This window comes from Janthinobacterium sp. SUN211, assembly GCF_030587315.1.
GTDB lineage: Bacteria > Pseudomonadota > Gammaproteobacteria > Burkholderiales > Burkholderiaceae_D > Janthinobacterium > Janthinobacterium kumbetense.
Genome location: NZ_JAPWIC010000002.1, coordinates 1 through 14,991 on the forward strand (window position 1 = coordinate 1; position 14,991 = coordinate 14,991).

Genomic DNA, 14,991 nt, shown 5'->3' on the forward strand with positions numbered 1-14,991 from the left:
AGTCGGGATGGTGGGCGTGAACGTGCCGATCCCCGTGCCGATGGCCTTCCACAGCTTCGGCGGCTGGAAGCGCAGCCTGTTCGGCGACCACCACGCGCATGGCCCGGAATCCGTGCGCTTCTATACGAAACAGAAGGCCGTCACGCAGCGTTGGCCGGCTTCGACGGCGGCGGGAGCGGAGTTTGCCATGCCGACCTTGAAGTAAGGTGCGATGGCGGCGCGCAGCGTCAGCGCGCCGCCACGTGGCCGTAGCAGGTTTTCAGTTTCGCATAGTCGTAGAAGACGCTGCCCGGCGCGATGCGGGCGCCGTCGCAACTGGCCTGGAAGTCCGTTTCCTTTTCGTTGTACAGCAGGCGCACGATCAGCTGGCCTGTGTCGTTGCGGTACACATCCCATTGCATGTTGGCCGCCAGCGGCGAGACGTTCTGGCCGCGCCATGGATTGTTGGCATAGCTGTAGGGCGTCGATGCCGGCAGCGGCGCCAGCGCCTGTTGCAAGCTCATGGCCGAAGCGAGCGGAATGATCATTTCGGCGTGCGTGAAGCGCAGCTTGGCCGCGTGGTGCAAATCTCCCCTGGCCAGCGCATCGACTTCCTTGAAAAAATCGTCGCGCAGGGCCAGCGCGAAGCGCCAGGTCACGCCGCTGCTTTCCGTGGTGGCCGGCCCTTTCTGGTAAAAATCCTCGTGGTCGGCGATATAAGCGTAGTAGCGCGCATCCTCGGCGGGCATGTAGCGGCTGAAATCGGCCGGCACTTCATGGCGCATGCCGGCGGCGATCGCGTACAGCTCATACAGTTTCGTCGCGGCCGCATGCAGGCTGCGGATGACGGTCTTGCCGCTGCCCGTCATGGTGCGCGTGAGCTGGCCGTCCGCGCTGCTGAAAGTGTAGCTGCCCGTATCCGCAAAACTGGCGGCGCCGCGCTCAAGCTGGTCGAGGAAGGCGGGTGCAAACAGCCGTTTGAGCACGTGGCGCGCATGCGCGGCCGCTTCCGGTTTTCTGGCCGGGGTGTCCATCAGCGCGTGCAGCGGCTTGGTTCTTTCATAGTACTGGTAGGCCTGGCTGGCGGCATAGGTGGCGTAATGCGGGTTGGCGGGATCGGCGACAAAATCCGTCTGCGGCGCCAGCTTGTGCGCATACAGCAGGAAGCGGTTCACGCCATCGGGCTGCAATATCGGCTGTACCGCGGCCTTGCGTCCTTGCGGATAAGGCGCCGGTGCGGGCGGCAGGTATAACAAGGGCGCCAGCGCGGGCGCGTGCTCCAGCAGCGACTGCGTAAAAAAGCGCGCACTGTCGCGCGCGCGGTCCACGCCGGAATGGATGGTGACGAGCTGGCGCGGCGCCGTCGCGGCGTCTTGCCCCACTTGCGCGAACAGGGTGGGCAGGCGCGCCAGCATGCGCACGGCCAGTTGCCGGTGTTCCTCGATGCCCGTCTGTGACAGATTGCCGTAGCCGGGCCGCTCGATGCCGGCCACGCCGTAACCGAGCAAGGCGTTCGCCTGCATCAGGGCCAGGATGTCGGGACCCAGTTCGCGCCCCAAGGGTGTGAGCGCATCCTGCGCGGCGGCCTGCCGCCACATCGCATACAGGGCTGCGTCGCTCTTCATGCCGGTCAATCCGCGCGCACCGTGGCGCGCCACCAGTTGTGTGTAGATGGGCTGGAAACCGGCCGGTGGCGCGGCATAGGTGGCCAAGTTCTGCTGCGGCGCATACGGCGCCTTGGTCTGGTAATGGCCTTCCGCGGCCTGGGCGGGAGCGGCGCAGATGGTGAGGGCCAGCAGCATGCTGGACAAGGGGAGCGGTGGGGGCATGGCTATCCGTAAGTGACGTGATTGGTTCTTACGTGCAAGCCTAGCAGCAAACGTCCAACAGGCGGGCACGGCTGCCCGCCTGCATTCGTACTTACTGCGCCACGTGGCCGTAGCACGTCTTCAGCTTCGCATACACATAGAAATGGCTGCCGGCGGCAAAGCGGGCGCCATCGCAGGTGGACTGGAAGTCCGTTTCCTTTTCGTTGTACAGCATTTTCACGAGCACATTGCCGCCGGCGTCGCGGTACACATCCCACTGCATGTTGGCCGCCATCGGCGCCACGTACAGGCCGCGCCAGCTGCTGTTGTCATAGCTGTAGGTCTGCGCCGCCGGCAGCGCGCCGACGACGTTCTTCAGGCCCATGGCCGTCGCCAGCGGAATGATGGCTTCCGCATGCGTGAAGCGCAGTTTGGCGCCGTGCGACAGGTCGCCGCGCGCGATGGCGTCCACTTCCGTGAAAAAGTCGTCGCGCAGCGCGCGCACGTAGTTCCAGGTGATGCCGGCGCTTTCCGTGGTACCGGGGCCCTTGTTGTAAAAATCCTGGTAATCCTGCACGAATGCCTGGTACTTGGCCGCGTCCGACGGCATGTATTGCACGAAATCGGCTTTCACTTCGTTCGTCATGCCGGCCATGATGGCGTACAGGTTGTACAGCACCGAGGCGGCATCTGCCAGGCCCTTGATGGTGGTGCCACCGTCGCCCGTGACGGTGTTGGTGAACTTGCCGTCGTCGCTGGTAAAACTGTAGGTACCCGTGTTGGCGAAGCGGTAAGTGCCGTTGTCGATCTTGTCGACGAAGGCCTTGGTGAACAAGCGTTCCAGTACTTCGCGGCCCAGGGTACGCGCCGTGGCATCCGTGTCGATGGCCGTGTATTTGGCCAGGAAGCCGGGGCTTTCCAGGTAGGCCTGATAGGCCTGGCTATCCTGGTAAGTCTGGTAATGGCGGTCGAGGGTGTCGGTGACCAGATCCGTCTTCGGCACCAGCTTGTGTGCATACAGCAGGAAGCGGTTGGTGCCATCGGGCTGCGCCACGGGCTTGCCGGCCGGGTAGCCGGTCGGGGCGGGCGGCAGGGTAATCAGCGGCGCGACGTTTGGTGCCGTGGCGGCCAGCGACTGCGCAAAGTACGCGGCGCTGTCCTTGGCGCGGTCCACGCCGGAACTGACGGTGACGATCTGGCGCGGTGCATTGGCGGCATTGCTACCCAGTTGCGTGAACAGGGCAGGCAGGCGCGCCAGCATGCGCACGGCCAACTGCTTGTGTTCATTGATGCCCGTCTGCGACAGGTTGCCGTAGCCGGGCGCCGTGATGCCGTCCACGCCGTAGCCGAGCAGCGCGTTGGCCTTCATCAGTTTCAGGATGTCGGCGCCGAGCTTTTGCCCCAGAGGCGTGAGCGCATCGTCGGCTGCAGCCCGTTGCCAGACGTTGTAGAAGGCGGCGTCATACTTCATGCTCGACAGGCCGCGCGAACCGTGGCGGGCCACCAGTTCGGTGAACACGGGCGCGTAGCCGGCAGGTGCCGCTTCATACGTGGCCGCATCCTGCTGCGGCGTGTAGGGCGTCTTGGTCTGGTAGTAGGTGGCGGGGGCGGCCGGCGTCACGGGCGGCGTTACCGGGGGCGTGACGGGGACGGGCGGTGTATCGTCGCCGCCGCCACAGGCGGCCAGGGAAAGCATCAGGAGGGACAGGGGGAGATGGCGTGCGCGCAGCATGGTGTTTCCTTCAGGTGTGGTTAGCCCAGGCGCGCCGTGCAGATGGCGCACCCAGGACAGACAGGCAGGGGAATGGGTATTACAGCTTGAGGGCTTTGGCCAGGCTGTTGGCGCGCGCATCGCGCTCGCTCAAGGGCGCCAGGCCATGGCGTTCCTCGATGAACTTCAGGATCGACACGGTTTCATACTCGGTATGGTCGATATGCCCGCCTTCGCTGAAGGGCGAGATGACCAGTGCGGGGATGCGCGTGGCCGGGCCGAATCGGTCGCCTTTCGGTGGCGCCACGTGGTCCCAGAAACCGCCGTTTTCATCGGTGGTGACGATGATGACGGTGTCCTTCCATTGCGGGCCTTCCATGATGGCGCTGATGATGGCCACGCCTTCGTCGTCGCCGGCCGCCACGCTCGATTTATCCATCCCCGGATGCATGTTCTTCTTGCCCATGGGCTTGTAGAACGAGACGGGCGGCAGCTTGCCTGCCTGGACGTCGGCGAGCATGTCGGAGCGGTCCTTCAGGTGCGTGGCGCGCTGCTGCGGGCTGTCGATGAAGCGCTTGAAGTAGGTGAACGGCTGGTGGTGATATGAGAAATCGTCGGCCTTCTTGCCCGATTTGGTCGAGGCGACGGCGATGTCGTAGCCGTCCGCATAATAGACCCAGGAGATGCCCTTGTCCGTCAGGCGGTCGCCGATGGTGGGCATGGTTTGCGGCGGCAGGAACGTCTGTTTTTTTGTCGGATCGAACAGCAGCGGGCCCTGCATGGTGTTGACGGCGTAGCCGTCCTGCGTCACTTCCGCTTCCTCGCCCTTCTTGTGGCCCGTGCCGCGCTCATCCTGGGCGACGATGGACTTGGGCGCATTCGGGAACACGGGCGTGCAGGCGCAGGTCAGCCACATGTGGTTGAGGAAGGAGCCGCCGTAGGCGGACTGGAAGAAGCGGTCGGCCAAGGTGTAGCGTTGCGCCAGCGCCCACAGTTTGAGCTTGCTGCCGTCGAAATAGCCCATGGGCAGGGCGCCCGTATTGCCCTCGACGACGAAGCGGTCGTTCTTGCCGTCGTTGATCTGGCGCTTGTGCGTCCAGAACGCGTGGACGGGACTGGCTGTCTTGTCGCCCAGCGAGACGCTCGGCTCCATGCGGAAGGGCGCGTTGGCGATGTCGGCCTTGAAGCGCTGGTCCAGGCCGCCCTTGTCGAGTGCCACGGCGGGCAGCATGGCATACGGCTTGCCATCGGGGCCGGTCTGCGTGGTGGTGTCGGGCGAGTGGCCATTGGCGATGCCGTCGGCACCGGGGAAGGTGCCGAACAGATGGTCGAAGCTGCGGTTTTCCATGTACACGACAACGATCTGACCGATCTTCGCCAGCTTCGGATCGGCGGCGACTGCGGCGACCATATTGCGCTGCGTGCCGACTGGGGTGGTGCAGGCCGCCAGACCGATGGCCCCGGCGCCGAACAGGGCGATTCTTAGAACGTGGTTCAACATAACAGTCTCCTTGATGCGCCTCCGTGGAAGGGGCGCTTTTTTTAGTGGTGTGGCCAGAACAGGCCTGTTTGAAGAAATTGCACACGTGTGCAGCACGCGTGTGCAAACAGTAACCCGGATTTTTTTTGATGTCAACAAGTACAGGCGGGGGACGAAAAAGTGTGGAAAACGGGGAACGGCGGGCGGTGGCGGGCGGGCAGACGGCGTTGCGCCATCTGCCGCATTGAATGGCTTAGCGTGTCGTGCCGCGCCGCACCAGGGTGACGGGCACTTCCTTCAATCGGCCCGGCATGGCAAATTTTTCCATGCGCTCGACCAGGCTCTTGACGGCGCGGCGCGCCAGTTCGCCCGCGTCCTGGCGGATGGTGGTCAGCTGGTAGGCATCCAGCGCGGCCATGGGAATGTCGTCGAAGCCGATCACCTGCAGTTGCGCGGGCACGTCGATGCCATACTTGCTGCGCGCCGCGTCGATGAAGCCGCAGGCGATCAGGTCGGTGGCGCAAAAGACGCCGTCAGGCAGCTTGCTTGATGCGAGCAGGGCGTCGGCCGCTTCCTGGCCCGCCTGGTAGCCGATGGCGTCGGCCAGATATTCGCCGGCCGTGCAGCGCTTCTTCGCCACGGCCGGCGCCAGGTGGTCGAGGAAGGCCTGGCCGCGCGCGATGCCGCTGAAACTGCTGGCGCGCGTGTTGATGAAGGCCAGCCGTTTGGCGCCGCTGTCGAGCAGGGTGCTGGCCGCCAGTTCGCCGCCGTGGCGGTTGTCACTGTTGACCACGTCCACGCCTTTCAGGTCGCGCGCGCGGTTGATCATGGCCACCGGCACCTGGCGCTGCAGGTATTCCGTGGCGACGGCGGATGGCGGCGAGCCGGACGTCATGATGACGCCGGAAATCTTGTAGCTGAGGAGGATGCGCAGCAATTCGCTGAGGCGCTCGGGGTCTTCCGCATTCATCAGCAGCGGCACCAGCGCATGTTCGCTCAGGCTGCGCGTGACTTCACCCAGCAGGGCCACGCGGAACGGGTCCGTGAATCCCGTGATGACGACGCCGACCAGGTTGCTTTGTCCCTGGTTCATGCTGCGCGCCAGGATGTTGACCTGGTAGCCCAGCGATTGTGCGGCTTCCATCACGCGGGCCCGCGTTTCGGGCGCCACGCTGGCGCCGGGTGTGAACGTGCGCGAGACGGCGGAGCGGGAGACGCCGGCCCGTTTGGCGACGTCCACCGAAGTGACCCAAGACTTGTCTTTTTGTTCCATTGACGGTGTAGATGAATGAGAGGCCGATGCACGATGCGGTGCGGCGCAATGCCGCGCCATCATCTTAGCCGAAAATCCCGGCCGCGGCGCGAACTGAATGCCAGTCCCGCGCCTTGGCCAGCGTGCCGGTGCTCAGCTTCTCAATCGCCTTACCACTTCGGCGTGTACTTCAGGGTGAACTGCACGTTGCGCGGGTCGCCATAGTAGTTATTCGACCCGGTGGTATTGTAGGCCGGGATGATGTAGCTCTTGTCGAAGACATTGTTGACGTTCAGCGACAGGGCCACTTGCGGCGTGGCTTGCCAGGCCATGCGTGCATTCCAGATCGAGACGCCGGCAACCTTGAAGGTGCTATTGGTATCGAGCGTATGGCTTTGCGTGTTGACGCCGGCGCCCACGCTGAATTTGTCCCAGGCGCCGGGCAGCGTGTAGCTGGACCACACGCGCAGCATGTGCTTGGGCGTCCAGGTGGAAAAGACCTTGCCCTGGTTGTCCGGGTCGTTCAGATAGGTCGTCGTCGTATAGGCGTAGCCGGCCGACAGCTGCAAGCCGCGCGCCACTTCGCCCGACACTTCCGCTTCCAGGCCCTGGCTGCGCACCTTGCCCGAGGCGCGCGAGCAGTACTCGTTATCGCACACCATGCCCGCGTCATAGTCGAACACGGCACGGTTCTTGTGGTCGTAGCGGAACACGGCCAGCGAGGTGTTGACCTTGCCATCCATCAGCCCACCCTTGATGCCCGCCTCGTAGTTGGTGCCCGTGATGGGCTTGAGGACCTTGTCTTGCGCATCGCGGATACTTTGCGGCGTGAAGATGTCGGCATAGCTGGCGTAGGCCGACCATTGCGGATCGAGCGCGTAGATCAGTGCCGCCGATGGCGTGAACTTGGCGGTGGTGTTGAGTTGCTCTTCAGGACCTTTGGGTGTCGCATACACGAAGTCGTACCAGCTGAAGCGTCCACCCAGCACGGCTTTCAGCTTGCTGGTCAGCTGTCCGTTCCAGCTGCCATACAGGCCTTTCTGGCGTATTTCGTAGGTGCTGACGGGACGCACGCCCTTCGGGCGCGCGGCGATGCTGTCGAGATCTTGCCATGGACGGTTGTGCCTGATGTTGAAGACGTCCGCACCGGATTCCCAGGCGCGGGCGTAGACGTCGTCCGACGCCATCGTGACATAGCTGGCGCCCACGAGGACTTCCTGCGCGATGCCCAGGCCGTCGAATTTGCCGCGCACGTAGGTATCGATGCCGCGCTTGCGGTTGTCGAAATCCATGCCAAAGTCGGCATAGCTCGCGCCGCTGCCGTCGGGATTAATGGGCAAGGCCACGCGCTGGTGCACGGAGCCGGTGTTTTCCTTCATGTTCACGGCGGATGCCTTCAGGCTCCACTGGCTGTTGAAATGGTGTTCCAGGTCGAGATACACGTTGGTTTGTTTGGCTTCGCTGCGGTTCCAGTCTGCGCCCGTGAAGGTGGAGCGGGGCAGGTTCAGCGCGCTGCCGTCCGCGTAGCGGGGCAGGCCGATAAAGGTGGGACGGCCGTGGTCGTTGACGTTGCTGATGGCCAGGCCCAGGGTGGTGGCCGGTCCCAGGTCGTAGTCGAGCGCCGCGTACAGGGTGCGGTTCTGGCTCCACACTTGGTCGACGAAGGAATGGGTATCGTCTTCATCGACGATGGCGCGTCCGCGCAGGCTGCCGTCCGCATTCAGGGGCATGCTGACGTCGAGCTGGGCGCCGTAATGGTCCCACGAGCCGGCGCGCGCCGTCATGCTGACACTGCGCGTGGCGGTCGGGCGCTTGCGCACCAGGCTGACGGAGCCGCCGGGACTGCCCGTGCCGACCAGCATGCCCGAGGCGCCGCGCAGCACTTCCAGGCGGTCGTAGATGACCATGTTTTCCTGGCCCCAGTTGCCCAGCGCATAGGTGTTGCGGTCGATGGGCACGCCATCGTACTGCCATTGATCGATCTGGAAGCCGCGCGCCGTGATCACCACGCCCGGTCCCACGCCATGCACGCCCACCACGCCGGTGACGTTGTTGACGGCTTCGCGCAAGTCCGTGATGCCCTGGTCGTCCAGGCGCTGGCGCGTCAGCACGCTCACGGATTGGGGGATGTCCTTCATCGATTGCTCGCCCTTGCCGATGGTGAGCTTGCGCGCCGTGTAGGAGCCGCTGCCTTCCGTGGTGGCGCCTTGCTCGGCCTGGCCAACGATGGTAATCGAGGGCATGGTGCGTTCGGCCGCTGAAGCAGCGCTGATCGCCGCCGTGGGCGGGGACGCCGGCGCGGCCACCAGCACATAGCCGGTCGGCGTCTTGCCGATGGCGTAGCCGCTGCCGCGCAGCAGGACGGCGAAACCGTCATCGATGGCGTAGCTGCCTTGCAAGCCTGCACTGGTCAAGCCCTGCACCCGGGATGCATCGATGACGATGGACACGCCCGCCTGCTGCGCATAGCGGTTCAGGGCGCCGGCCAGCGGGCCGGCGGGGATGGCGTAGCTGGCGACAGCCGGGGCAGCCTGGGCGACTGCCTGGGCGTGCAGGCCGGCGCTTGCCAGCAGCATGGCCGCCAGGGCGAGCGGACGCAGGCGCGTGCGCAGGGTGTTCGGGGAGGAAACGGCAACGACTTGAGCGTACATGGTGACAGCCTTTTTTGAATGATCTCAGCTGCCTTGACGCACGAGATGCGCAAAGTGGAACCGCGAACGCACAATTTCCTATTTATTTTTTGCGGGGTCGCTGGCGGGGACATCGACCATCACCAGGTAGCGCGTCAGCATGCGGATGCGCAGTTGCGGGAAATTGTCGATCAACAGCTGCAGCGCCTTGTCGGTGTCGTCCAGCGGCAGCACGGCGGCCACGCGGATGCCGGCGATCTGCGCGCGGTCGTAATGCAGCTGGCCCGGGCGGTGGCGCGCCAGCTCGTCGAGCACCTCGGCCAGCGGCAGGTCGTCGACCACCAGCTGGTGCGCGCGCCACGCTTCCTGCACGCTGGCGGCATCGATGGCCGTGATCGGCCCCACTCCATCGTCCGTGATGCGCGTGCGTTGGCCCGCCTGCACCACGACGGCCGGATGTTGCGGCATTTGCGCCAGCACTTTGGACTCCAGCATGCTCAAGATGGTGGCGCCGTCTTCCCTGCGCACGCTGAAACGCGTGCCCAGGGCGCGGATCGCCGCCTGTCGGCTGTCGACGATGAAGGGGCGCTGCGCATCCTTGGCCACGTCGACGAGAATGTCGCCCTGCACCAGTTCCACATGCCGTTCGCCCGCATTGAAGTGCACGTTGACGGCGCTGTTGCCGGCCAGGGTGATCCGGCTGCCATCGGCCAGGGTGTACGTGGACCATTGTCCCGTGGGGCTGCGCAGGTCGGCCAGCAGGTAGGCGGGGCGTTCGTTGAAGGCCAGCGCCCCGGTCAGCGTCAACACGGCCACGGCGCTGGCCGCGGCCAGCTGGCGCAGACGCTGGCGGGGCTTGGGTGCGATGGCGGCCAGGGCGGCGCGCGCGGGGCGATGGTCGCCGCCGGCCGGCTCGCGCACGGCGTTCAATTGACGCAGCAGGTTTTCCATGCCGGCGGCCGCCGTCGCGTGCAGCGGGTCGGCCGCCTTCCATGCGGCGAAGCCGGCCTGCGCGGTGTCGCGTTCGGCCGGGTCGTCGGCGCTCAGGCGCACGATCCACCGTGCGGCCTGTTCGGCGGCGATATCCGTGCGTGGGCTATTCATGCCGCCAGGGCCGGGCAGGCGTGGCGGCAGGCCAGCAAGGCTTGCACCAGGTATTTTTGCACCATGCGCGTGGAGACGTTCAGTTGTGCGGCGACGGCGGCCTGCGGCTGTTCTTCCAGGTAGTGCAGCAAAAAGGCGTCGCGCGCCTTGGCGGACAAGCCGGCCAGCGCCGTGGCGATCTGCTCGAGCGCCTGCACGGCCATCAGGACTTCATCCGGCGAGGGCGCGCCGGGCAGGCTGTCGGCCAGCAGGGCCAGTTCCGCCAGGTAGCTGCGCTCGAGTATCTGGCGGCGCGCGCGGTCGAGCAGCAAGCGCTTTGCCGTCGTCGACAGGTAGGCGCGCGGCTCGCGCATGCCGAACAGCGCGTCGCGCGAGGCGATGATGCGCACAAATGTATCTTGCGCCACGTCGGCCGCGCCATGCGGGCAACTGAGTTTTTTGCGCAGCCAGCCGACCAGCCAGCCGTGATGCTCGCTGTAGAGCGACTGCACTTGCTGTTGCAGGCTGGGCTGGATAGCGGACATGGGCGATGAATAATATAAATGAGAATTATTCTCATTGTAAGCGCCAGTGGCGGATTGCCACAATCCCCGATTGCATGTGGATGGGGCTGGTGTTGCGTACAGGCTGCACGCGAGGCGGCGCCGGAAATGAAAAAACCCGCCGCTGCACGGGGCAGGGGCGGGTTGTTCAATACTGAAAATTCTTGGTGGTGATAGGTGGACTTGAACCACCGACCCCAGCATTATGAATGCTGTGCTCTAACCAACTGAGCTATATCACCAAACAGACCGGTCAAACCGGATGCTCGTTTTGACCAGGGGAAACCTGATCGATGTTCTTTGGTGGTGATAGGTGGACTTGAACCACCGACCCCAGCATTATGAATGCTGTGCTCTAACCAACTGAGCTATATCACCCAACAGCCGAGCATTATCCAGTCTTCCCTTTTTCTTGTCAATGGTGGCGCAAAAAAATGTGCGTTTTTTTCACGCGCCGGCGCTGGCGTGATTATTTTTGTAAAGCCGTCAGCAAGGGCTGGATTTGCGCCAGCATGGCCGCGGCCGGATCGGGTCCCAGGCAATCGATGACGAGGCGTTCCGGCATGGAGCGCAGCCACGTCAGCTGACGCTTGGCCAGCTGGCGCGTGGCGATGATGCCCGTCTCGCGCAAGGCGGCGCGGTCGATGCGGCCGTCCAGGTAATCCCAGGCCTGGCGGTAGCCCACGCAGCGCATCGAGGGCAAGCCCGGATGCAGGTCGCCGCGGCGGCGCAGCTGCTCCACTTCATCGAGCAGGGCGTCGTTTTTCAGCATGAGGTCGAAGCGCGTGGCGATGCGCGCGTGCAGCACGGCGCGGTCCGACGGTTCCAGCGCGAACGATTGCAATTGAAATGGCAGCACGGTTTTTTCGCGCCGGTCCAGCAGGGCCGACATGGGCTGGCCGGACAGGGCGATGATTTCCAGCGCGCGGCCGATGCGCTGCGCGTCCTGCGGCGCCAGGCGCGCGGCCGTGACGGGGTCTTGCTGCGCCAGGCGCGCATGCATGGCGGGCCAGCCGATGGCGGCCGCGTCCTCTTCCAGCTGGGCGCGCAAGGCAGGATCGGCGCCGGGCAAGTCGTCGAGGCCATCGGCCAGGCCCTTGAAGTACAACATGGTGCCGCCGACGAGCAGCGGCAGCTTGCCGCGCGCCGTGATCTCGGCCACCAGGCGCAGGGTATCGTTGCGGAACTGCGCTACCGAATACGCGTCGAGCGGGTCGATGATGTCGATCAAATGATGCGGTACCTGGGCCAGTTCTTCCTTCGATGGCTTGGCCGTGCCGATATCCATGCCCCGGTAGACGAGGGCGGAATCGACGGAGATGATCTCGGACGGGATGGCTTGCGCGATGGCCAGCGCACTGGCCGTCTTGCCGCTGGCCGTGGGGCCCATGATGGCGACGGCCAGGGGGAGGTGTGGGGTGTTTTGCATGTTGGTTTTGTATGATGTGGTGCAAAAGAGACTGGCAAAACGTTCAGGGCAAGGCGCATTGCCGAAGACAGTACGACCAGTACGGCGAGGCAGTGCAACGCCGCCATGGGCGTTTTTCAGGCTCTTTTATTGGCCGCGCAGGAACAGTTTGTCGAGCGCGTTGATCTCGACCTGCACCCACGTCGGCCGGCCATGGTTGCACTGGTCTGCGCGTTCCGTGCTTTCCATCTGGCGCAGCAGGGCATTCATTTCCTGTACCGATAAAATTCGGTTGGCGCGCACGGCCGTGTGGCAGGCCAGGGTGCCCAGCAATTCGTTCTGGCGCTCGATCAGCACGCGCGAGCCGCCGTATTCGCGCACGTCGCGCAGTACGTCGCGCGCCAGCGTTTGCGCGTCTGCGTTTTTCAGCAGGGTCGGCACGGAACGCACGGCCAGGGTGGTGGGCGACAGGGCAGCGATGTCGAAGCCCAGCGCCTTCAAGGTGTCCTGGTTTTCATTCGCCGTCGACACTTCGATGGCGTCCGCATAAAACGTCACGGGGATCAGCAAGGATTGCACCTGCATGTCCTGGCCGGACACCTGCGCCTGCAGCGCGTTTTTCAGCTGTTCGTACAGGATGCGCTCATGCGCCGCGTGCATGTCGACCAGCACCAGGCCCTTGGTATTTTGCGCCAATATATAAATGCCGTGCAGCTGGGCCAGGGCAAAGCCCAGCGGATATTCTTCGCGCGCCATCGCTTCGGGCGAGGCGATGTAGGGCTCCGCCTGCGTGATCGGCGAGGATGCGGCGCCGCCGAACAGGGCGCCGTAGGCCGCCGTGTCCTGGGCTACGCCTGGTGCGTCGGCAAAGAAGGGGCGGGCAGCGCCGGGCGAGGCGGGCGCGAAGGTATTCGTGAATTGCGCGCCGAATGAGGTTTGCGTCTGTTCGCGGCGCCAGATGCCAGGTCCACCCAAACCTGCGCCCGCGGTATCACCGCCGAGGCTGGAGGCGGCCGGCAGGGGCGCCGGCACGCTGCCGAAGGCCGTGGCCGACGTTTGCGCCAGCGCGCGCTGCACGGCGTGGAAAACGAATTGGTGCACGGAGCGGCTGTCGCGGAAACGCACTTCGATCTTCGACGGGTGCACGTTGACGTCGACCAGGGCCGGGTCGAGGTCGAGCGCCAGCACGTAGGAGGGAAAGCGGTCGCCGTGCAGCACGTCCTGGTAGGCCATGCGCACGGCGTGCACCAGCAGCTTGTCGCGCACGAAGCGCCCGTTGACATAAAAGAACTGGCCGTCGGCGCGCGCCTTGGACGCCGTCGGCAAGCCGGCAAAGCCGTGAATGCGCAAGGTGCCGGCCGATTCGTCCAGCGCCAGGCGGGCTTCGGCGAAGTCATTACCCAGGATGTGGGCGCTGCGCTTGGCCAGTTCGCTGATATTCCACTGGTCGATGGTGCGGCCGTTGTGCGACAGCGAGAACGATACGTCCGGCCGCGCCAGGGCGATGCGGCGTACGACTTCGGCGCAGTGGCCGTACTCCGTCTGTTCCGATTTGAGGAATTTGCGCCGCGCGGGCGTGTTGAAATACAGGTCTTGCACGTCGACCGTGGTCCCGTGCGCGCCTGACGATGGCGAGACGCTGCCATTGTGCGAGCCGATGATTTCCCAGGCGTGGGCCGCGTCGGCCGTGCGCGACGTCACGGTGACGGCGGCCACCGACGCGATCGAGGCCAGCGCTTCGCCGCGAAAGCCCAGCGTGCCCACGTTCTCCAGGTCGTGCAGGGACGCGATCTTCGACGTGGCGTGGCGCGCCAGGGCCAGCGGCAGCTGATCTTTATCGATGCCGCGCCCGTTATCGGTAATCGCGATGCGTTTCACGCCCCCTTCTTCCAGCCGCACCGTGATCTGCGTGGCGCCCGAGTCGAGCGCGTTTTCCAGCAGCTCCTTGACGACGGCGGATGGCCGTTCGACCACCTCGCCGGCGGCGATTTGCGAAATCAACTGGTCAGGCAGGGCCTGGATCGGGCGGTGGGGCGTGATGGGAGCGTTCATCCCTTGATTATAACGGGTTGCGAATTGCCGGGCACCGGCTACTTCGCCACCTCCCGCACCGGTATCGGCGCATTGCACACGTCGACATGGCCGGCCGTGACCTTGCTCCACGGGCCGCCGCGGTGGCGCTGTGCTTCCAGCACGGCCTGGTAGGTGGCGCTGTCGGTGCGCATCACTTCCAGGTTGCTGCGCTGCTCCAAAGGCACGCTGGCGGCCAGGCGGATGGCCTTGATCGGCACGTTTTTCTCGGGGCTGTCATAAAAGCCCATGGGGCCCGTGCCGCGCGGCAGGGTGGACAGCAATGGCATGCCGGAGACGACTCTGCCGACGACGGTGATGTCGCGGTCCAGGTGGCGCGGCGACTGGCCGATGACGGCGTACAGCTCCGTGCCGCCGCCGCTGTCGCTGGCGCTGTCGCGCCCCACGCCCACGGTGGCATAGCAGTGCGTGAGCCAGGCCGTGCCAGTTTTCGGATCGCGCGCGGACGGGAAACCGTTCGAATGGCCGACTTGCGGCGCATAGCCGTCGACATCCGGCAGGCGCGTGAAGCTCTTGACGTTTGTCAAAGGTACCGTAAATTCGCCGGGCAGGGTGCGCTGGGCATGCTGGATCGGTTTTGGATTTTTCTCGTTCGGATCGCCCCACTGAGCCACCCAGTTGTCCTGCGCGCGCGTGATGGCCAGGCCGTCGTAATACTGCTCGGCCACCAGGGCCTTGATGTTGGCCACGTGTTTCGGCGCGAAGTCCGGCGCCAGTTCGATTACCACGCGGCCGGCGGGAATGTCCAGGTACAGGGTGTTGTCCGGGTCCAGCGCACGCCAGTCGGACGGCTTCGAAGCCTTGATCACGTCGGCCAAGGTCGCCTTGGCGGGCAGTTCGGCGGGCGCCTTGATCTGGACGGGCGCCGCGTGGGCAGTCAGATGTGCAAGGCCCAGTACGGTGGCCATGGTCAGGCCGCTCAGTGGGTGTCGATACATGTTTTCTCCTGGTCGACGCGGGTTGCGCCGTGCAGAAAGTGTATACCG

The 14,991-nt window shown here is 64.9% G+C and carries 11 protein-coding genes and 2 tRNA genes; 1 reads left to right on the top strand and 12 read right to left on the bottom strand.

Features of this window, described 5'->3' with window-relative positions; translation table 11 throughout:
• Positions 1-205: aldehyde dehydrogenase family protein (locus tag O3301_RS05735; RefSeq protein ID WP_305055129.1), on the top strand; the 205-nt coding region annotated here is incomplete at its 5' end.
• Positions 206-227: 22 nt separating this feature from the next.
• Here the strand turns inward: O3301_RS05735 and O3301_RS05740 are convergent.
• From O3301_RS05740 to O3301_RS05795, 12 genes are all read right to left on the bottom strand, one after another.
• On the bottom strand, positions 228-1,808 hold the full coding sequence (locus O3301_RS05740) for a histidine-type phosphatase (RefSeq protein WP_305055842.1): 1,581 nt from the start codon (positions 1,806-1,808) through the stop codon (positions 228-230).
• A gap of 91 nt (positions 1,809-1,899) precedes the next feature.
• Positions 1,900-3,519: a histidine-type phosphatase gene (locus O3301_RS05745; protein ID WP_305055843.1), complete on the bottom strand. Its 1,620-nt coding sequence runs from the start codon at positions 3,517-3,519 to the stop codon at positions 1,900-1,902.
• A gap of 79 nt (positions 3,520-3,598) precedes the next feature.
• Positions 3,599-4,999: an alkaline phosphatase family protein gene (locus O3301_RS05750; protein ID WP_305055844.1), complete on the bottom strand. Its 1,401-nt coding sequence runs from the start codon at positions 4,997-4,999 to the stop codon at positions 3,599-3,601.
• Between the two features lie 232 nt (positions 5,000-5,231).
• A complete protein-coding gene (locus tag O3301_RS05755) occupies positions 5,232-6,218 on the bottom strand; it encodes a LacI family DNA-binding transcriptional regulator (protein ID WP_289917208.1) in 987 nt (328 codons plus the stop codon).
• A 182-nt stretch (positions 6,219-6,400) separates the two neighbouring features.
• Complete coding sequence (locus O3301_RS05760; protein WP_305055845.1) at positions 6,401-8,881, bottom strand: TonB-dependent receptor; 2,481 nt, start codon at positions 8,879-8,881, stop codon at positions 6,401-6,403.
• Positions 8,882-8,959: 78 nt separating this feature from the next.
• Positions 8,960-9,964 (bottom strand): FecR domain-containing protein, encoded by a 1,005-nt coding sequence (locus tag O3301_RS05765; RefSeq protein ID WP_305055846.1) that lies wholly within the window; start codon positions 9,962-9,964, stop codon positions 8,960-8,962.
• Positions 9,961-10,488: a sigma-70 family RNA polymerase sigma factor gene (locus O3301_RS05770; RefSeq protein ID WP_251351776.1), complete on the bottom strand. Its 528-nt coding sequence runs from the start codon at positions 10,486-10,488 to the stop codon at positions 9,961-9,963. Before O3301_RS05770 ends, O3301_RS05765 begins: the two co-directional genes overlap by 4 nt.
• Positions 10,489-10,671: 183 nt before the next feature.
• Positions 10,672-10,748: transfer RNA gene (locus tag O3301_RS05775), tRNA-Met, on the bottom strand.
• A gap of 59 nt (positions 10,749-10,807) precedes the next feature.
• A tRNA-Met gene (locus tag O3301_RS05780) sits at positions 10,808-10,884 on the bottom strand.
• 91 nt (positions 10,885-10,975) lie between these two features.
• Positions 10,976-11,935, bottom strand: coding sequence for a tRNA (adenosine(37)-N6)-dimethylallyltransferase MiaA (gene miaA / locus O3301_RS05785; RefSeq protein WP_305055847.1), 960 nt, complete (start codon positions 11,933-11,935; stop codon positions 10,976-10,978).
• 126 nt (positions 11,936-12,061) lie between these two features.
• Positions 12,062-13,966 (bottom strand): DNA mismatch repair endonuclease MutL, encoded by a 1,905-nt coding sequence (gene mutL, locus O3301_RS05790; protein ID WP_305055848.1) that lies wholly within the window; start codon positions 13,964-13,966, stop codon positions 12,062-12,064.
• Positions 13,967-14,004: 38 nt separating this feature from the next.
• Positions 14,005-14,943: a peptidylprolyl isomerase gene (locus O3301_RS05795; RefSeq protein ID WP_305055849.1), complete on the bottom strand. Its 939-nt coding sequence runs from the start codon at positions 14,941-14,943 to the stop codon at positions 14,005-14,007.
• Positions 14,944-14,991: the final 48 nt, after the last annotated feature.

What these genes read in the sequence shown, in the direction of transcription:
- O3301_RS05795 (WP_305055849.1), bottom strand. Translation starts at nt 14,943, where the DNA reads ATGTATCGACACCCACTGAGCGGCCTGACCATGGCCACCGTACTGGGC.
- O3301_RS05750 (WP_305055844.1), bottom strand. Translation starts at nt 4,999, where the DNA reads ATGTTGAACCACGTTCTAAGAATCGCCCTGTTCGGCGCCGGGGCCATC.
- O3301_RS05760 (WP_305055845.1), bottom strand. Translation starts at nt 8,881, where the DNA reads ATGTACGCTCAAGTCGTTGCCGTTTCCTCCCCGAACACCCTGCGCACG.
- O3301_RS05740 (WP_305055842.1), bottom strand. Translation starts at nt 1,808, where the DNA reads ATGCCCCCACCGCTCCCCTTGTCCAGCATGCTGCTGGCCCTCACCATC.
- O3301_RS05745 (WP_305055843.1), bottom strand. Translation starts at nt 3,519, where the DNA reads ATGCTGCGCGCACGCCATCTCCCCCTGTCCCTCCTGATGCTTTCCCTG.
- mutL (WP_305055848.1), bottom strand. Translation starts at nt 13,966, where the DNA reads ATGAACGCTCCCATCACGCCCCACCGCCCGATCCAGGCCCTGCCTGAC.
- miaA (WP_305055847.1), bottom strand. Translation starts at nt 11,935, where the DNA reads ATGCAAAACACCCCACACCTCCCCCTGGCCGTCGCCATCATGGGCCCC.
- O3301_RS05765 (WP_305055846.1), bottom strand. Translation starts at nt 9,964, where the DNA reads ATGAATAGCCCACGCACGGATATCGCCGCCGAACAGGCCGCACGGTGG.
- O3301_RS05770 (WP_251351776.1), bottom strand. Translation starts at nt 10,488, where the DNA reads ATGTCCGCTATCCAGCCCAGCCTGCAACAGCAAGTGCAGTCGCTCTAC.